At 50.6% G+C, this 18,857-nt stretch carries 15 protein-coding genes and 1 pseudogene; 2 read left to right on the top strand and 14 right to left on the bottom strand.

Going from position 1 to position 18,857, the window contains the following annotated elements; translation table 11 throughout:
* Positions 1 to 37 precede the first annotated feature (37 nt).
* From A3844_RS21215 to A3844_RS21155, 13 genes and pseudogenes are all read right to left on the bottom strand, one after another.
* Positions 38 to 790, bottom strand: coding sequence for a hypothetical protein (locus A3844_RS21215; RefSeq protein WP_074108388.1), 753 nt, complete (start codon positions 788 to 790; stop codon positions 38 to 40).
* Between the two features lie 166 nt (positions 791 to 956).
* Complete coding sequence (locus A3844_RS21210; RefSeq protein WP_074083229.1) at positions 957 to 2,105, bottom strand: glycerate kinase family protein; 1,149 nt, start codon at positions 2,103 to 2,105, stop codon at positions 957 to 959.
* Between the two features lie 66 nt (positions 2,106 to 2,171).
* Positions 2,172 to 2,927, bottom strand: a pseudogene (locus tag A3844_RS21205) (GntT/GntP/DsdX family permease); the annotation flags it as partial.
* 160 nt (positions 2,928 to 3,087) lie between these two features.
* Positions 3,088 to 3,999 (bottom strand): GNAT family N-acetyltransferase, encoded by a 912-nt coding sequence (locus A3844_RS21200; RefSeq protein WP_244169817.1) that lies wholly within the window; start codon positions 3,997 to 3,999, stop codon positions 3,088 to 3,090.
* A gap of 509 nt (positions 4,000 to 4,508) precedes the next feature.
* A complete protein-coding gene (locus tag A3844_RS21195) occupies positions 4,509 to 6,710 on the bottom strand; it encodes a Tex family protein (protein WP_178382321.1) in 2,202 nt (733 codons plus the stop codon).
* Positions 6,711 to 6,839: 129 nt separating this feature from the next.
* Positions 6,840 to 8,048 carry an MFS transporter gene (locus tag A3844_RS21190; RefSeq protein ID WP_074108387.1) on the bottom strand — a complete coding sequence of 403 codons (1,209 nt, stop codon included), beginning with the start codon at positions 8,046 to 8,048 and terminating at the stop codon, positions 6,840 to 6,842.
* A 236-nt stretch (positions 8,049 to 8,284) separates the two neighbouring features.
* On the bottom strand, positions 8,285 to 8,842 hold the full coding sequence (locus A3844_RS21185; RefSeq protein ID WP_178381875.1) for a TetR/AcrR family transcriptional regulator: 558 nt from the start codon (positions 8,840 to 8,842) through the stop codon (positions 8,285 to 8,287).
* Positions 8,843 to 9,059: 217 nt separating this feature from the next.
* Positions 9,060 to 9,410, bottom strand: a complete 351-nt coding sequence (locus A3844_RS21180) for a type II toxin-antitoxin system PemK/MazF family toxin (RefSeq protein ID WP_019913013.1) — start codon at positions 9,408 to 9,410, stop codon at positions 9,060 to 9,062.
* A 3-nt stretch (positions 9,411 to 9,413) separates the two neighbouring features.
* The gene (locus tag A3844_RS21175) at positions 9,414 to 9,695 is read right to left on the bottom strand and encodes a CopG family ribbon-helix-helix protein (protein ID WP_025708964.1); all 282 of its coding nucleotides are present in this window, start codon (positions 9,693 to 9,695) and stop codon (positions 9,414 to 9,416) included.
* A gap of 212 nt (positions 9,696 to 9,907) precedes the next feature.
* Positions 9,908 to 11,089, bottom strand: a complete 1,182-nt coding sequence (gene alr, locus A3844_RS21170) for an alanine racemase (RefSeq protein ID WP_074083339.1) — start codon at positions 11,087 to 11,089, stop codon at positions 9,908 to 9,910.
* 225 nt (positions 11,090 to 11,314) lie between these two features.
* Positions 11,315 to 12,400, bottom strand: a complete 1,086-nt coding sequence (locus A3844_RS21165) for a LolA family protein (protein ID WP_074101163.1) — start codon at positions 12,398 to 12,400, stop codon at positions 11,315 to 11,317.
* A 167-nt stretch (positions 12,401 to 12,567) separates the two neighbouring features.
* The gene (locus A3844_RS21160) at positions 12,568 to 13,776 is read right to left on the bottom strand and encodes a hypothetical protein (protein ID WP_074108386.1); all 1,209 of its coding nucleotides are present in this window, start codon (positions 13,774 to 13,776) and stop codon (positions 12,568 to 12,570) included.
* An 11-nt stretch (positions 13,777 to 13,787) separates the two neighbouring features.
* The gene (locus A3844_RS21155) at positions 13,788 to 14,630 is read right to left on the bottom strand and encodes a methyl-accepting chemotaxis protein (RefSeq protein WP_074083223.1); all 843 of its coding nucleotides are present in this window, start codon (positions 14,628 to 14,630) and stop codon (positions 13,788 to 13,790) included.
* A gap of 315 nt (positions 14,631 to 14,945) precedes the next feature.
* Here A3844_RS21155 and A3844_RS21150 point away from each other — a divergent pair, with 315 nt between their 5' ends.
* Both A3844_RS21150 and A3844_RS32835 read left to right on the top strand, forming a co-directional pair.
* Complete coding sequence (locus A3844_RS21150; RefSeq protein WP_074108385.1) at positions 14,946 to 17,009, top strand: methyl-accepting chemotaxis protein; 2,064 nt, start codon at positions 14,946 to 14,948, stop codon at positions 17,007 to 17,009.
* A 70-nt stretch (positions 17,010 to 17,079) separates the two neighbouring features.
* Positions 17,080 to 17,217 (top strand): hypothetical protein, encoded by a 138-nt coding sequence (locus A3844_RS32835; protein WP_167374716.1) that lies wholly within the window; start codon positions 17,080 to 17,082, stop codon positions 17,215 to 17,217.
* Positions 17,218 to 17,387: 170 nt separating this feature from the next.
* Here A3844_RS32835 and A3844_RS21145 read toward each other — a convergent pair whose 3' ends face one another.
* A complete protein-coding gene (locus A3844_RS21145) occupies positions 17,388 to 18,620 on the bottom strand; it encodes an MFS transporter (RefSeq protein WP_083606954.1) in 1,233 nt (410 codons plus the stop codon).
* Between the last annotated feature and the right edge of the window lie 237 nt (positions 18,621 to 18,857).

Here is an 18,857-nt window from a genome sequence, read left to right as displayed (position 1 = left end):
CCCTACTTTTTCACAGACGTATTCTGCCTTCTTCCCGTCAGGGTGTCCATTGATCATGGACAATGCCTACCAGCGCGTGATCCTCTCCGATCTTCTCGAAGACCAGGCGCAGGCTGCGCCAGTCCATCCCTTCATTTGCCGGATCAACGCCGGCAATGTAATATTCGACGAAGTCGTATTTATCCTTAGGATAAACTTCGTTAATATTATTCAGTGTCGTTCCCTGCCCCAACCCTTTGTTGAGCGCGGTTTTGGCATCATTCAGGAAGTCGGCGTCATATACAAACCGCTTGAAGTATTCCGCGAAGGTCAGCTTCATAATCTCCCCGGACCCGGCGAATTCACGCCATACATACGGCTTGGGGTCCTTCATCAGACCCTTCAGCTTATCCCGGGTAAATACCAGATCAGTTGCTGTATCGACATAAGCGTAAGGTGAGAAACGGACACCTTTGTCCGGGTGTGCCCAGGACGCAAGGGTCTCCATATCGCCTGCCTTTAATGCTCTTAGTACCGTAGTGGCTGCTTCCTCAGCGGTTGGCGGCATTCCTTCCTCCGGAGCAGCCGAAGCCTGTGGCTGCTGACTTTCTGCCGGTTCCGAAGGGAGCGGTGATGCGGTCGGCGATACGGTCGGTGATGCAGTCGGTGATGCAGTCGGCGATGGGGATACCTGAGTCTGCTCCGGTGCCAGTGTAGCTTTCGGCTCGGCTTCAGGCGCTGCATTGCACCCTGCTAGAACCAGCAGAACAGCGGCCAGCGCTGAACGCCCAACTATTTTCATAGTATTCATGAAATCCCTCCTAATGTTATTCCCCTTCTTTTTATTAAGACGTACGCAGATGGATTATGTTGCAAGTGGCAGGTCTGTCCGTATGATCAAGTGCCCCTGACAAATGCAGAAAAAGTCAGCTATACTTTCCCTGAAGAAAATAAATTCTCCAGAGCCTCTGCTTATGCTATTCGCTTAATTTCAGAATTCTCGCAATATTCTCACAGGTCCGCTCTACGTTCTGCGGCCCCGCGGCCAGCAGCTTCTCCAGCCCGCTGGCCCCGGGAACAATGCCGAAGATCGCGGTAAAACCCTCCTCATACAGGGACTCAATGCCCTCGCCAATGTAACCGGCAATAGCAATGACTTGTATGCCTCTGGCTTTGGCAGTGCGGGCGACACCGTAGGGTGTCTTTCCAAACTTCGTCTGGAAGTCAATGCCCCCTTCCCCTGTGAACACAATATCGGCACCCGCCAGCTTGTCCTTCAAACCGGTATATTCTATAACAATTTCGATCCCCTTTTGGAGTACCGCTTGGGTAAAGATCATCAGCCCCGCCCCCAATCCTCCGGCAGCACCTGCTCCCGGCAGATCACATACATCCTTGTGAAGCTGTCGCTTCACAATCGCAGCATAATGGGCCAGATTCGCGTCCAGCTTCTGTACCCTCTCCGGGTCAGCTCCCTTTTGCGGGCCAAATACCCGGGAAGCGCCCTGCTCCCCGCAGAGCGGATTCGTCACATCACACGCTACAATCAATTGTACGTGCTGCAGGCGTTCGTCCAGCGCTGTAATATCTATACTTGCCAGTCTTCCCAGACTGCCACCCCCGCGGGGAAGCTCTGCTCCCGACTCATCCAGGAATCTGGCCCCGAGCGCCTCAGCCATGCCTGTACCGCCGTCATTCGTCGCACTGCCTCCGATACCGATAATGATTTTGCGGATGCCCCGGTCCAGACACTCCCGGATCAACTCCCCGGTACCGTAAGTAGTGGTGATCATAGGATTCCGGGTTTCCTGCGACACCAGATGTATACCACTCGCGGAGGCCATTTCAATCGCCGCAGTCTGTCCTCCGCCAAGAATTCCATATTGGGCGATAACCTTCTGGCCGAGAGGTCCAGTGACCTCTTTATAATGGATTTCCCCGCCCGAAGCATCGACCAGTGACTGTACGGTACCTTCCCCGCCGTCAGCCATCGGCACATGAATGTAATGAGCAGCCGGATAGATCTTCCGGAGCCCCTTTTCCATTGCGACACATACTTCCTTGGCGCTCATGCTCTCTTTGAAGGAGTCCGGTGCCAGTACAAATGTTTTCTCTTTCTCTCCCATATCCTCACCTCATGCCATATATTAAAATCTGTGCCTTTTAAAAAGAAACGGATAATAACGTTGCCACATACCCGCCGTCTGAATCAGGCTGACGATCTGGACGGACAAGTCGGAAGCGGCAATCAGTCCGGCAATCCCGCCGGCACCGATCAGGATCAGCACCGTCGCTGTCATTTTATTCAGACCGGAGGAGGTGTACACCAGAATTCGGTCCCCTGGCCCATGGCCAGCAGACCAATGATTCCGGCAATCGGCAGAATGTACAGCGTAGCAACCTTAATACTGGACAGCACGTCAATACCCGTAATCGAACCGATAGGAGATCATCAGCAGGATGACCGCAACGAGCGGTGCCACGACAGCCTTACGAAGAGGCGGATATTTGGAGTTGTCTGCTTCGTTGTACACTGCTTCCTCATCCAGCACCTTTACACCTTTATTTTTCAGAAGCGATGCTACAATAACGGTTACGATCAGGCCGCAGACTGCCGGAATGAAGCCAGCCAGCAGCACATGGCTCAGATCCAGGCCGAACCCCCGTGCAGCGGCAATCGTATTGGGATTGGGCGAGAGGATGTTCCCTACCGACAAAGCAATCGGTGCCACTATCAGTTCAGCTACAGGTATAAATACACCCGCCGCTGTAATGATCATCGTCGCCAAGGCAAGAGCAAGAATGGCCTTGCTGCCGCCAAATTTTTTCACGATGGCCTGCGCTATCATCTCTGCCGCCCCAGATTCCATCATCCCCCCTGCCAGCACCCCACCAGCAAGCACGCGAAGTATTGTACCCATCGCACTTTGTATACCGCTTACAAGTACAGGCTGCCCTATATAAAAAAATATTGATGATCGGACAAATGTATTGTGCAGTTGACCAAAAGAAAACCTCTAGTAAGTCACAGTCAATAGCTGTGGTTACAGGAGGTTCTGATCCATAGTGAAATATATCGCGCTATATACTGCTGCCAGCCGGTGATCCTTATAGCTCTATGTAATATCTGGTTTCTTCGCTCTCCGTATGAAAACCAACAGAATGATAAAGAGCCTGGGCGGAATGGTTGTCCGTTCCGGTAACTAGTGAGGCGGTTTCAAGCCCATGCCCCTGCAAATATATCAAGGCTTCGCTCAATAAAAATCGGGCTATACCGCGTCTTCTCCAGGTCTCCCTGACAAACACATCCTCAACAACGCCACCCTCGTCTTCTTGCCAGACCATTACACTGCCAACAATCGTTCCTGCTTCGCGTGCAATGATGGCGGTCCACAGCGGATGACTGCGATATTCGCCAAGCCGTTTTGCTCCAATTGGAGCATCCGGCCACACTTCAGCTTCCAGCTGCATATACTGTTCCTGCTCCTCAGGGGTCTCCATATGCCATTGTATGAAGTCCACACTTTCAGGGAGCGGCAGCTCCGCAACAGGCTCATTCAAGTCACGTTTCAGACTATATAAGCTGTGTAAATACTGATACCCCTGCTGCTGCTGAAAATAACGGTGGTAGCTCTCTTCCGCCAAGTAGTTCCCCACACACAGTATAGTTCCATGACTGTCCGGCAGCGTCGCTTTGATCTCACGGGCCCGAGCCAGCAGGCGCTTATACACAGAATTCAGCAGTTCCACATCCTCTTCCCTACCCGGGAAAGCCTTCAGATTAAGGAAAATCTTGTGCTTGCTCTCCGTCTCACATTCAGGTGCAATGATATTGAATACGGCAACCTGCCCTTTGGCGACCATCTGTTGTCCTTCAAAAGCGCAAAACACATTCGAATAGTTCTCTTCTTCGCCTACCCACCAAAAAATCACAGGATCACCTGCGGTCACCGCCTGATAAAATTCACCCAGTCCCGGCATGTCCTCCTGCTTAAAATTCCGAATCACGAGTTCATTCAATAACGTCTCCACCTTTTCCTATATTATTCCAAATAATATCATGATGGAAAATAGTGCGGCTAGCTAATAAATGAATATATCTATTCAGTACTATTCAGTACCTTAAGCCAATAAGAGTTACAATGTGCAGCTTATATTATTGTAGTGGTTCCCGAAGGAACGCCTCCGTTTTGACAAGGAACCCACTCCCCTAACGGGTGAATCCAGCATCTCATTGCCGCAGGTAACGGCATTGTTCCCCAATCAAGAGTATTCCTACCTCTCATTCTGCCTGCTAGCCCGTTTACGGTGGGATCAGAGGTATTTCCTCTTAGGCCATCAAAAATAATATTGAATCACTTTATCGACTTGGTTGTTTATTCTATTTCGTTTCCTCCGGTCTGTTTCTTCACGTTTATCCCTCTCACTTTTCAATCGGAGTGATCCACCGTTTTTTTCACAGTATAATTTCCTCTACAACAAAAAAGCCATCTGCTTCGACTTCCGATGCAGATGGCTGGCTTAATATTTTACTTCGCGCCTCCGGCATTATCACGCGGCGGGCGCATGGTCAGGCTGACACGGCCTTTCTTCAGGTCGACACCCATCACCCATACGGTAACGTTGTCTCCCACGGAGACCACGTCCATCGGATGCTTCACAAAGCTCCCGCTTAGCTGGGAAATATGCACCAGCCCGTCGTTCTTGATGCCGATATCGACAAAGGCTCCGAAATCAATTACGTTGCGTACCGTTCCCTGCATCTCCATACCGGGAACCAGGTCCTCGATCTTCAGCACATCCGTGCGGAAGATCGGCAGCGGCAGCTCCTCACGCGGATCGCGGCCCGGACGCTGCAGGCTTTCCAGGATGTCACGCAGTGTAGGCACGCCGACTTCCAGCTTCACGGCCAGCTCAGCGGCATCCTGTGCCTCAAGCTGTGAGGCGACTTCCTTGCTGCCGAGCGAGGATACATCCAGCCCCAGCTCCCGGAACAGACGGTCCACCACCGGATAGGATTCCGGGTGGATAGGCGTCCGGTCCAGCGTGTTGTCGCCGCCGGGAATGCGCAGGAAACCGATACACTGCTCGTAGGATTTGGCACCCAGGCGCGGGACCTTCTGCAGCTGCTTGCGCGTGGTGAACTTGCCGTTCTCCTCGCGGAACTTCACAATATTCTTGGCAATGGTCGCATTGACCCCGGCGACATAGGACAGCAGGGAAGCGGAGGCCGTGTTCACGTCAACACCCACATGGTTAACCGCCGATTCTACAACACCTTTAAGACTCTCCTCCAGATGCTTCTGGGAAACGTCATGCTGGTACTGCCCGACACCGATCGCCTTCGGATCGATCTTCACCAGCTCCGCGAGCGGGTCCTGCACGCGGCGGGCGATGGAGGCGGCGCTGCGCTCCGCCACATCCAGATCAGGGAACTCCTCCTGCGCCAGCTTGGAGGCAGAATACACACTGGCTCCGGCCTCATTGACAATGAGGTACGCCAGCCCAGGATCGCCGATCTCTGCGATGACCTCGGCGGTGAACTGCTCCGTCTCCCGCGAGCCGGTGCCGTTGCCGATCACTATGAGCTGTATGCCATATTTGGCAATCAGCTCTTTGAACTTCGCCGCCGCCTCTTTCTTCTTGTTGTTCGGCGGCGTTGGATAGGTGACCGCCACCTCCAGCAGCTTGCCGGTGTCGTCCACCACGGCCAGCTTGCAGCCGGTGCGGTAGGCCGGGTCGACGCCAAGAACGCTTCGACCCTTCACCGGCGGCTGCAGCAGCAGGCTGCGCAGATTTCCGGAGAAGATGGAAATCGCTTGCGTTTCACCTTTTTCCGTCATCTCCCCGCGCACCTCGCGCTCCACGGAAGGTGCGATCAGCCGCTTGTAGGCGTCCTCGGTCACGGCTTCCAGCAGGTCTTTGACCGGGGACGGCCCCTTAATCAGCTTCCGCTGGATAAAAGCATGAATCTTGTCGGCAGTCACCTCGATGCCGACCTTCAGCACGTTCTCCCGCTCGCCGCGGTTGATGGCGAGAATGCGGTGCGGCGGCATTTTATGTACCGGTTCACGGTAATTATAGTAATTCTCGTAGACGCTCTCCTGCTCTGCATCCTTCGCTTCCGAGACCAGCACACCTTGGCTGGCTGTATACTGGCGGACCCAGGAACGGATCGCGGGATCGTCGGCAATGTTCTCCGCGATGATGTCCATCGCACCTTGAAGCGCCAGCTCGGCGCTTTCCACACCTTTGTCCACATCTATATATTTCGCGGCTTCCTCCAGCGGGTTGCCCTGACGGCGTTGCTCCATGACCCAGTCTGCCAGCGGTTCCAGCCCTTTTTCCTTAGCCACACTTGCTCTTGTCTTGCGCTTCTGCTTGAACGGACGGTACAAATCCTCCACTTCCTGCAGCTTGACCGCCTTCATAATCTGCTGATGCAGCTCCGGTGTCAGCTTACCCTGCTCCTCGATGCTGCGGAGTACATCCTTCTTGCGGTCCCCCAGATTGCGCAGATAGCCCAGCCGCTCTTCAATATCACGCAGCACGTTCTCGTCCAGCTCGCCGGTCATTTCCTTACGGTAGCGGGCGATAAAAGGAATCGTATTCCCCTCATCCAGCAGCCCTACCGTCGTCCGCACCTGCTTCACACTGATGCCAAGCTCCTTGGCAATCGCCTGTGTGATCGTTTCCTGCTCCTGGCGGGCCAGCGCTTCTTCAGCCGCCAGACCCCCTTGATTTGTATCCACTGTCAATGAAATCCCTCTTTCCGTACACGGTCTGTGTTCATATGATCTCTACCTGAAATAGTATCACAGATTAGCTCCGCGCCAAAATCCGGGAGCAGCAGCAGACCATTACTTCACTTGCCGGCCGGGGCGGCTCATCCGTTTTCGTGAACCGAGCGACAGCACAAAACAGAGCACGAGTACAAGCGCAGCCACAGCATATGGAAAGTTAATATCCAGGTCAAACAGGACGCCTGCGACAATAGGTCCGGCAATATTCCCGAGACTTGTATAGGCAGAATTCATGCCCATCACGAAGCCCTGCTGTGATTCCACGGCCATTTTGGAGAGCTGTGTGCCGACAGCAGGACGCAGAATATCCATGGCAAGAAACACAATGAAGGTCACAGCGACGATCGCCCAATAGCCCTTTACAAATAAGGTCAAAAGGATAAATAAGCCAGCAGCAAGCAGAGAGGCCGAAATGACCTTATTTTCGCCAAAACGGTTCAAAATCCAGCTGAACGCCGTAACCTGAATCACAGCTCCCGAAATCGAACCAAAGGTCAGGACAAAGGCGATATCCTTGGGCGTGAACCCAAACTTGTGATCCACAAACAATCCGAATACCGTCTCATAATTAGCAAGCCCGAAGGAAAGCACGAAAACGATCAGCAAGCCGAAAAAGTAGGGTTCCCGGTAGGAACGCACCAGTTGGGAGATAAGGCGGTCTTTACTCCCCTCCTTGGACCCGGCTGCGGCAAGCTGCTCCCGGGAACGGGACTCCGGCAGTACAAAGAAGGTCACCACGCCAACAAATGCTGCAGCACCCGCAGCCGCGAAGAAAGGCACACGAATGCCAAGCTCAGCCAGATAGCCCCCCAGCCCCGGTCCAATGATAAACCCGGTAGTAATGGCAGCATTAATCAGTCCCATGCCTTTAGCCCGTTCCTCCATAGAGGTCGTATCCGCTACATAGGCCATGACCGCAGGCATAATCAGGGCTGCTCCGGCACCTCCCAGCATTCTCGACACAAACAGCAGCCAGCTTGATTCGGCAAGACCAAACAACAGCTCCGACACTGCAAAGACAACCAATCCGCAGACAATGATTTTTTTGCGCCCCACTCTATCGGACAGTCCGCCGGCCCAAGGGGAGAGAATCAGCTGGGTCAGTGAGAAGGCGGCCACCAGCAATCCAACTATACTGCCTCCAATGTGCAGCTCATTCATGTAAGTGGGCATAATTGGAACAACCAGACCAATCCCTGTAAAGGCCAGGAATATATTCAGCATCAGGAGCAGCATCGCGCCCCGGTTTCTAAGTAATAATTTCATTTGAAGTAACCTCCGTATTCCCAGAACACAATGTTCATATCTTCGGTGTTCCCGTTAGTTATTAATATATTCCGCACAAGACCGACCACCCGGTCTAATTACACATGATAAGAAAATCACCCAACGGGTACATACCGCGTGGTAATTTAACTCTTTCCGCCATATTGCCCGTTCGCGGCGATTTCAAAGGTACATTTACCTCTAATCTTGCCATATTGGAAATTTGCCACGTTCCCTTACCGCGCACGTATACCCTGCAGCAGCAGCGCTATCGCTTCCCGGTAAAATTTCATGATATCATTCGGCGCATGGACAACGGCCATGATCTCGCTAACTCTGCCGACACCCTCCAGCAGTCCGCTCACAACGATTACATAATTGTCCAGATCGCCTTTGACCAGATATCCAGAGTCCATCCCCTCTTGCAGAAGATTGCGGCAGGCTTCTGAGCCGGACTCGTAGAGCCGTGCAAGACGCTCTTGAACCTCATTGGAAAGGGCACGGGATCTGGCATATTCCTCAAGTGCCCGGATCAGCGGGTTCTGGTAATCGTTCGCATAATGCTCACCAAGTGCATAGAACCGCTCTTCGAAACCGCTGATGCTGCTCTTCTTCTGTGTCCACTGGAGCAGCCATTGCTCTGTATCATCTTCCACAATGTACAGGAACAGCTCATCCTTGCTGGGAAAATGATGATACAGGCTCCCTTTGCTGACCTTGGCCGCTGAACACACCTCGTTCATGGTTACCGCTCCGTATCCTTTTTGCACAAACAGCTGTGCTGCCTTCTGCACTATGCGTTTCTTTGTCTCTTCTCCGTCAGAACGTCCTTTAATCCTGACCACCTCCTTCTAGACCGACCGTACGGTCTAATTATAGCACAGGGTTTTCTCAAAGTGAAATGGATACCGTCTGCCCGGCATAGCGTTCATATAGAGTTAAAAAAGACGCACCGGGTTATCCCGAGTGCGCCTTTCCATACATTACCATGCGATCTATAGTCTGCCTGATTCAAAAATCAATCAGTCCCAGGCTGATTTGCAGCGAATCGTCCACCAGTTTCATCGTTTCATCATCCAGGTGGGTGATCTTATCGGTTAAGCGTTGTTTGTCAATTGTCCGAACCTGCTCCAGTAATATGACGGAATCCCGGTCAAAGCCGTGAGCAGCCGCATCAATTTCTACATGCGTCGGCAGTTTAGCCTTCTGAATCTGGGCAGTGATGGCTGCCACAATGACTGTCGGGCTGAAGCGATTGCCAATATCGTTCTGAATGACCAGTACCGGCCGTACTCCGCCTTGTTCTGAACCCACCACCGGCGAAAGGTCGGCAAAAAAAACGTCGCCGCGTTTAACGATCAATATCTACACCCCGCTTACTAAGCGGCCAAGAGTACTGTCTGCATCTTCCTCCGCGAGAAACGCCTCGCACGCCATGGTCAAATTGATTTTAGCCATTTCCATATAGCCACGCTGCATCGAATCGCGTATGGTCCGTTTCCTCCGTTCGCTTAGATACAGCTTCATGGCCTGCCTGATCAATTCACTCCGGTTGGAGTTCTCCAATTGGACGATCCCATCCACTTCCTGCAAGAGATGATCGGGCAAGCTGATCATGATTCTTTTGGTGTTCTGCAAATTGGCCACCTTCTCTTCCACCCCCACAAACCTTCTGCCCTTGTGTTCCAGTGTTACAATATACAAGGAATTTTATACAAGGAATATATGCCGCCAGTATATCAAGTATGCTGCATTCCATTATAAACTACAATTGGCGGTTCGTATAGACCATAAGTCATACTAGTCTACACGGCATAATCCTTCTATTCAGTTCCTGCATGAGTAGCACGGCAATGACATTAGGTCTGCAGCAAGGGGTTGACCAGGTTCGGAGCAGTGCCTTCGCGTACATACACACGCGGCACCCGGTGGGCCAGCATACAGATTACCTCGTAGTGAATCGTTCCAAGATGGAGTGCCAGTTCATCCGCCGTAATGGACACGGCGCCCTGGCGGCCGATGAGAACAACCTCTTCGCCAGCTTTGATTTGTTCCGCTTCTTCAGCGAAAGATTTGAGCGTTACCATACACTGGTCCATGCAGATCGTTCCGACGACAGGAACGCGGCGTCCTCGTATTAGCACCTCCGCTTTGCCTGTTAGCATGCGGGAATATCCGTCAGCGTACCCCACAGGAAGCGTTGCAATGATCTCTTCGCTGTCTGTGAAATACCGGGTGCCGTAGCTGATTCCCCAATCCGGCGGCAAGGTCTTTACATATACCGCCTGCGTTTTCAGCGTCATTACCGGGTGTAAAGCCACAAGCTCGTGGTTCACCTCTGTGGAGGGATAGAGACCGTACAAGCTTATGCCTACACGCACCATGTTTCGGGATAGAAGAGGTGTATCAATGGCCGTAGCGCTATTGCCCGTATGTATGATCGGGATGTGAATGTTTCTGTCCCGAAGCGTTTCGGCCACGCTCATGAACCGTCGGTGCTGCAACAGTGTATAGCTTTTGTCTTCTTCGTCTGCTTTGGCAAAATGTGTGAACATTCCCTCCAGCTCCGCCTGCGCTACAGAATGCACTTCAGCGATGAACTCAGGCGCGTCAGCCGGTAAAAGCCCCAGCCTTCCCATCCCGCTGTCAATCTTGATGTGCACCTTCAGCCGGTGCTCCGGTAGGTCAGGAAGCTGTCTTACCGCCTCAAGCACCTCCGGTGTGAACAGTGTTACGGTTACATGGTTCTTCCAGGCAACGGCTATTCCTTCCGGTGAGGTGTAGCCGAGTACGAGAATAGGAAGTAGTATTCCCGCTTCACGCAGCTCCAATGCCTCATCCAGAAAAGCTACACTTACATAGTCCGCTCCGAGCCGTTCCAGCTCCCGGGTCACTTCCACAGCCCCATGGCCGTACGCATTACCTTTGACGCATCCCATGAATTTGGTCTCCACTGGAAGAACCTTACGGAAGGCCTCATAATTGGTACGCAGATCATCGAGATTAATCTCGGCTACTGTAGGTCGATAGCTTGCTTGCACTTCAGGGTCACCTTCTAACATTGTAGTAAAACATCTCCTGCAGCATCTCATTGATTTAAGTCTTACTGTCAATGGTAATGCTAATGGAAGGCGGCTGTCAATGTAAGCGGGAACTATCTTTTTGCAGAACTACCACCGGGCCTGTCCTCGTCAAGAAGATAAAAAAAACGGACACTGCATGTAGAGGAATGACTCCCACAATACGCAGTATCCGCCTACTGATATTTACTTACCCGTTTGTTCCTCCATAGAAGCGGCGATTTGCATCATTTCATTAACCGGGAGATTTGCGCTGGTAATCCGGTACTCCACACCATCACTCATCCAGGTAAGTGTCTGCTGTTCGTCACCGCTGAGGAGACCTACCGTGAAGCCCAGATCAATCACACTACCCGGAGCGAGCGAGACGGCACGGTCCAGCGGACGCGATTCCATAATCGTATACTGGTAGGTCCCGTCATAACGGATCAGTACAGAATGATCTTTACTGTCCTCAATTTTGTTGGAGTCCTTAAGCTTCACACCGGCAGGAATATAGCCTGGTTCGATGATTCCGAAATCACCGAGCTCAGCGGTTACCGGCTTCTCTGACGGTTTACTGTTCTCCGGTGCAGTCACCGGGTTGCCGTTCTCGTCAACTTCCGCCATCGTGCTTTCGGATGCTTTGCCGGTAGCCATATTCTTTTGCATATCAAAAGAATCCTTCGTGAATTCCGGATCGAACTTGAAGCTGTCGAACTTCACATTCACCACAACCTTGGCTTCGGAGTCAGAGACCTGCACCTGCTTAGGCTCATAGGTCTTCTTGGCTAGCCAGATCTTCTGGCGGACCAGTGCGCTGCTCTGATAATTGGCCGCTACCTCGAACACGTAGTTGTCTCCGTCCTCCACAAACTGGCGGTTGTTATCGGAGACAATTCCCCGGACCAGTGTTTGATACAGATAGACCTGGCCTTGATTGTCCGGCCAGTCGCTCTGGAAGCGAAAGCTTTTGCCAAGGCTAGGTGTCAGTACGAATACGCCCTCATCATTGCGCAGCACGATTTGCGTCACATCCTTCTGGACGTTCGACAGGCTGATCCGGTAGTAGGAAGGATTCTTGTACCAGACCTCCACCTTATACTCCTGTGGCTGCTCGCCGGTGTACAGCGTCATTGTGCCTGAACCCTGGTAAGCCCCCTGCTTGCTCTCCAATTTATCAGACACATTGTTCAAATCCTTGACCACGGAAGCGGCATCCTTCTTCCCGCACCCCGCAAGCACCAGGGTCACGCTCATAATGATAGCGAGTACCCATGTTATCCGGCGCATGACATCATCCCCTTAACCTGTTTTGAAAAGCATTGATTAGTACATGTCTATGAGGGACTTGCCTGCAATATGCAGACGGGCATGACAAGCAAGAAGGATATTCACGGGTGGCCGCCCGGCCGCACCAAAAAGCCCGTGCAGGTGCACGGACTTGCTGAACTGATGTGTCATTTGAACGGAATGAGCTGATCGTTATAGACGGTGAAAAACCTGCCCTGGCTGAAGAAAATATCATCAAAATAGATTGCCGGCTGTTCTCCAACTTTGAGCGGGTAAGCGAATGAATACAGCGTTTTGTAGCTTTTCCGGTCCAGCACGGTAAGCGCAGTTTTCGTCTCAATTCTGCTATCGGACGTAATAGAGATGTACTTGTCATCCAGCCGTAATCTGTAGGCTATTCCTTTGACAGGTATGGGAGCAAGCGGGGTATGATTCAGCTGTTCGCCGCTGCCATTCAGTACATAGAACCCTTTATTATTGGCGAATAAGAGTTTGCCGTCCACGACATATAGTCTGTTTGTTGTCGGATCAATTCCCTTTGTCCATTTCACTTTTCCGTCTGTTCCTATAGCAGCCAGCAGCGTCAAGCTCTCGGATTTCTTTATTTTGAGGATATATATATCATTGTTAAGCTTGAGCGCTTGCTCTACTGTACTGTTCGCGTTTAGCGGATAGCTTATTTTTTTCTTGAAATTCCAGTCCAGGACGTCAAAAGATGCTTCTATATGCTGCGAATTATATTTGAGCGTCAACATTTCATTCAAGGCGACCCCGCTAAGAAAATGGGAAGGCTGCATTTTTTCCCTTTCGAAACTTTTACTCCAGGCCACTGTACCGTTCAGATTCACTGCGTAGACCGAGGAGTTGTCATGCACAAACAATTTATTGTTGATCAGACTGTCAATCTCAAGCGGTCTGGGAAAGATAACCTCCCAATTCATTGTCCCCTTGGGACTAATGGAATAGAGAAATGTTTCATTAGAGAATTGCTTCAGCCCCGCGCCAACTAGACTATACAAATTACCTGCCTTGTCAAAAAAAGCACGATCACCGAACTTGAATCCCCCATAAATCGAAAGCTCCCACTCCACCTTATTCGTCTTGGGATTGATTGTCACGACATACTCCTGAAGCATCTGCCCCTTGGTATTACGCGGATTCTTGCTCAAAAGCGGCTCCTTGAAGTACAAGAGTCCGTTCGCCGTTCCCAAGTACTTATATCCATAAGTAGAAACAGGGAAGTTAATCGGGTCTTGCTGCTCTAGTTGCGGCTCCGTACCGGTACCGGGATTCACTGCTTCTGCAGCAGCAGGCATAGGACTCAGCAATACAAGTACAGACATCAGCATAATTAGTAGACTTGGAATCCTTTTCATAACTACTCTCCTCAGATCAGCCGCGCGATCTTCTCAATCTCTACGGCAGATGCGGCCATTTGCTGCATGGAGGCGGTAATTTCCTCCGTCGCTGCCGCCTGACGTTCGCTTTGAGCCATACAATCCATCAGCGTTGCATCCATCTCGTTAATGTTCTTCTTGATCATCTGCAGGATGCCGGCGATATCCTTCGCAGACGATGCGCTGGATACGGACATCTTCCGGATCTCCTGCGCGACAATGCCGAATCCACGCCCATGCTCAGCCGCATGTGCAGCCTCGATAGCGGCATTAAGGCCCAGCAGGTTGGAGTTATCCGCCACTTTCCGGATGAAATCCAGAATCTCATCTGTCTTGTGAAGCTCCTCTACAACCCTCTGGCCCAGCACCTTCAGATCGCTTACGGTGTTGGCTAATTCAGAGGCTGTCCCGGCAATCTCCTCCGAAGTGGAACTGATCTCTTCCGAAGTCACCGCCAGTGAGTTCGCCGCATAGCTCAGGGTCTCCTGATTGCTGAGGCTGATTCCTATCGTGAACACGCCCGCAACCGCCCCGTTCTTGTCCTTAATCGGGATGGAGGAGGATTTGAAAGGCCATCCGTAGATTTCCTTCGGTATGTTTGCACTGGCCGCTTCCCCTGTTTCCAGCGCTAACCGTAATCCTCCGCTTTGCGGAACCGGAGTGCCTTCTTGTATCCGGATATCCAGCTCCTTCCCTGGAAGATAATAGATGAACTTTTCCACATCCGCCAACGCGAACATTACATCAAGTGGAAATAGTTGCTGCACCAGCGGTAATGATATTTTCAAAGATTCTAGCAATTGCCCGATGTCTGTTTCACTTTGGTTTTCCATGCCTGTAACAGCTCCTACGATAACATTTTTGATTATTATAGCACATGAAAAACTATAGCAATATTAGATATCTTACCCTGAAGACCACAGAGCTGGTTTCATATTATCCTCTATGCGGAGAACCAAATATTCTTATATTTCTATCATTTTTTTTACACAAATACTTGCTACAACTAGGTTACAGTAACCAACGATTTATCCAGAAAAGCAGAAAGGGAGAATGTAAGATTTTCTCATTCAATTAACGCGATTTTATTACCGATAATGTAACGTAGCCATTTACAGATTACTTTAAAAACAGAGGAGAATGAACATATGGGGAACGTAAACAAAGCAACCAAAAAAATAGGGAACATTTCTTTAAAGGTAAAGCTTCCCTTCTTATTAAGCCTGCTGGTGGCGGTCGTTCTCTTGGCGACTTCGGTAACAGTATATCTATTCTCATCGGATTTGCTGCTCCGGAAAAGTAAGGATGAAATCAACGCAAACGGCGACCGTATAGGGGAGGGATTGTGGACGGCCATGCAGTTGCAGGAGCAGACTTCTTATGTCATTTCTGTTCATAATACTTTTAAAGAACTATTGAAGCTTAGAGCAGAAGGCTCTATTCCAGACAAAGAGTTCTTTTCATCGAAAAACCCGTATTTTGACAAAGCTAATACAATACTGATGGATAGTATAAAAGGAACACGGGGAACAGATGCCATGCTGGTTCTGGATACTAATGGAACTATTGTTGCCGGCACAAAACCTGACACGATTAGCCAGTCCAGATCCGACCGGGAATACTTTACCGAAGCGCTAAAAGGAGCCCCATTCATCAGTGATGCGATTACGTCTAAAAGCAGTAAAAAGCTAATCATTGCTTTTGCCCAGCCTATCAAAGACTTGGACGGCAAGGTATTAGGTGTGTTCGCCATGACCGAGGACAGCAGCTTCTTCACCGATAAATTGGGTAAAATCAGAATTAATGACCAAGGGACTATAGTTATTTCGAGCCGGAGCGGAATTATCCTGTACAACTCAAAGAATCCCTCCCAAACCGGGCAAAGCATTGGCGATAACCCCGGGACCAAAGCCTTCCTGGAGGATCGGGCAGCCGGAGAGATAAAGGCTAGTTCTACCGAAACGGAAGATAGTTATATCCGATTGAGCAAAATTCCGGGGGCGGATCTGATGATTACTGTATCCGATCCCCTCGACGACATTCAACAGCCTATACGCGATATGTTCCTCAAAATGTTGATCGTAACTGTTTTAGCCCTGATCATAGCCATTGGTTTCGGATTAATATTATCCCGCTGGATAACCAAACCCATTATCACATTGTCCAGACTGTTCAAACAGTTGGCTACAGGCGACTTAACCGTGGCAGCTAACGGCCGGTATGACAGTGAGTTCAAGGACTTGGCAGACAGCTTCAATGGCATGGTCCGGCAAAATAAAGAGCTCATCACCAATATGAACCATTCGATTGCAGTACTCAATACAAGCACCAATGAGCTTGAGGAGACCTCCAAGCAGACTGCTCGTTCGATTAATGAAACCTCCGTAACCTCAATGGGAATTGCCCAGGCGATGGAGCTTCAGTCCAATGACACTGAACATATCGTCGATAAGTTCTCTGGATTCAGCAAGAAAGTGGCTGTGATGAACGATAATGCGCAATCGGTCAGACAGAGAGCTGAAGAAATCGTCGAAGTCTTCCATATCAGCAATCAGGTTGTCGAGGGTCTGATCCAGATCAGTGACAAGAATGAGCAGGAGGTCCAGAAAATCTCTGCCATCACCGTTAAGCTTCAGGACAGCTCCAACAGCATCAGCAATATCACAGGAGCCATTAACCAGATTGCCACTCAAACCAATCTGCTCGCGCTAAATGCATCGATTGAAGCCGCAAGAGCCGGAGAGCACGGCAGAGGTTTTGCAGTAGTGGCTTCCGAGATCCGCAAGCTCGCTGAGCAGAGCTCGAAGCAATCGAACGATATCTATGAGATCATCCAACAAAACCTTGCCTTCGTAGCAGAAAACAATCATAGCGTGATTGAAATCAACAATATTTCCTCTGAGCAGGATGAGCTCGTAGGGCAAACCCAAAAAGCATTCCAGACCATTCTGGACAAAGTCACAGACATAACGGTTCAAATTAAAACCATGGCTGATGAAATGACTCATATGCAAAAGGACAAGGATGACGTTCTCGATTCGGCTCAAAGTCTCTCAGCTACCGGAGAAGAAGTCTCGGCATCGGTACAGGAAGTTACAGCTACTATGATGGAACAATCCCATACCGTTGAACAGCTGGCAGAGATGGTGGGAACGATTGACCAGCTCACAAAGAACCTGGCAGAAGCAGCCTCTAAATTCCGGGTAGAGTAAACCCGGGCAAGCAGAGCTTCTCTAAATCAGAGACCCACAAGAAGGCCCCTTTGAACAAGGTGATCCTCTTGTGGGTCTTTTGTTGGTAGAGCGCAGTCTGGAAGCCGCTGCAATTTCTTCCACGCTGGCTAATTGTTCCTCAGCAGAAGCCGAGACACTCTTGATCTGTTCGTTGATTTTCTCCGATTTCTTTGGAGCTTTCGCCTAAGGTACTTATGACCGTCGATACATCAACCACATTTGCGTTATTCTCGTCTCCGTTGACGAGATAGCTGTCTATTTGGCGCTCTCCATAAAAAAGAGACCGATCTCTAGCACTGGCTTGATCCAGCTTAGAGAGCAGTCCGCTATAACAACACCTGTATTGTCCTTGTTAACTTATGCTTGTTTTTTTTCCGTCAAGTAGTACAAGAAGGCCAGGACCGGCAGCGCCAGCCCGATCAGTGTGGTTAATCCCCAGCCGCCATAGGCATAGGACCAGCCCCCGAGCGAGGAGCCAATAGCTCCACCTATGAAGAAAATCGCCATAAACAATCCGTTCAAGCGTCCTCTCGCTTCGCTGCCAAGGGAATATATCGCCCGCTGCCCAAGCACCAGATTCCCCGATACCCCCATATCCAATATAATCGCTCCAACCACCAGCAGTCCCAGCGTTACTTTGGAATCACCCTGAAACAGGTAAGCCAGCAGAAAGGCAGCGGCCGCAAGTCCAAAAGCAAGACCAGTCAACGGCCTTGTCCATCCCCTGTCAGCCCATCTTCCTGCAATTGGAGCAGCAACCGCACCCGCCACACCCGCCAGAGCAAACAAAGCGATCCCTTGTTGAGTCAGGTGATAGGTATCAGCCAGCCGCAATGAAACGGTCGTCCAGAAGAGGCTGAAGGTTCCGAAAAGACTGGCCTGATACATCGCCCGGCGTCGCAGCACAGGTGTATTCTTCAAAAGCGTACCCAGGGAACGGATCAGTCCGCCGTAGTTCATTGAAGGTACAGGCTGGCGCTCTGGAAGAACACGGGATAACAGAATCGTCAATAGAGTGATCACTACAGCAGATATGGCAAAGATCGCATGCCAGCCCCAGAGGCCGGAGATGAAGCTGGCCAGCGGACGGGCAAACATAATCCCCAGCAGCAGCCCGCTCATCACATTTCCCACGACCCGGCCGCGGTGTTCTTCAGTTGCCAGATAGGAAGCATACGGTACCAGAATTTGAGCAGCTACAGAGCCGAGGCCAATAAATAGTGAGGCGCCCAGAAACAAAGATGCATTCGAAGCGAAGGCGGCCGCAACCAGAGCAACCACCACTACGGTAAGGGAGATCACGGTTAGACGGCGGTTTTCAATAATATCGCTAAGAGGCACTACGAACAGCAGACCTATAACATAACCAATCTGGGTTAGTGTCACAATCAGACCAGCAGCTCCTGATGAGAGATGAGTAGCTTCGCTGATCGGTCCGACCAGCGTTTGGGCATAATACAGATTGGCTACAATCAGCCCGCAGGATGCCGCCAGCAGAAAAGTGATCCAACCGGGGACTGCCTTACTTCCCTGTCCTTCTTGTGCATGTTTCACGTTCAACGCTCGAGTTGCCTGCTTTACCTGGTTCATGTGAATACCACCCTCCATTTAAATACTAAACGTATAGTTCATTAATTATGTTTTTATAATATACTGAACGTATAGTTTTGTAAATAGGCAATTAAAAGTTTTGTCTGTAAACTTATTCATTTGATTCATCCTTAGTCGGGCTGGCTAACTTCATGTATCCTTTTGTATAATGAACGTATAGTTTCCCCAAGTGAACCGGAATATGGCTAGGGTATATTGAAATCAGGAGGATTGGAT

The organism is Paenibacillus helianthi (assembly GCF_001909055.1).
Lineage (GTDB): Bacteria > Bacillota > Bacilli > Paenibacillales > Paenibacillaceae > Paenibacillus_AQ > Paenibacillus_AQ helianthi.
This window is presented reverse-complemented; position numbering and strand designations above follow the sequence as displayed.

Coding starts and splice junctions, on each gene's coding strand:
- A3844_RS21215 (WP_074108388.1), bottom strand. CDS start 790: ATGAATACTATGAAAATAGTTGGGCGTTCAGCGCTGGCCGCTGTTCTG.
- A3844_RS21210 (WP_074083229.1), bottom strand. CDS start 2,105: ATGGGAGAGAAAGAGAAAACATTTGTACTGGCACCGGACTCCTTCAAA.
- A3844_RS21190 (WP_074108387.1), bottom strand. CDS start 8,048: ATGAAATTATTACTTAGAAACCGGGGCGCGATGCTGCTCCTGATGCTG.
- A3844_RS21165 (WP_074101163.1), bottom strand. CDS start 12,400: ATGCGCCGGATAACATGGGTACTCGCTATCATTATGAGCGTGACCCTG.
- A3844_RS21160 (WP_074108386.1), bottom strand. CDS start 13,776: ATGAAAAGGATTCCAAGTCTACTAATTATGCTGATGTCTGTACTTGTA.
- A3844_RS21155 (WP_074083223.1), bottom strand. CDS start 14,630: ATGGAAAACCAAAGTGAAACAGACATCGGGCAATTGCTAGAATCTTTG.
- A3844_RS21150 (WP_074108385.1), top strand. CDS start 14,946: ATGGGGAACGTAAACAAAGCAACCAAAAAAATAGGGAACATTTCTTTA.
- A3844_RS21145 (WP_083606954.1), bottom strand. CDS start 18,620: ATGAACCAGGTAAAGCAGGCAACTCGAGCGTTGAACGTGAAACATGCA.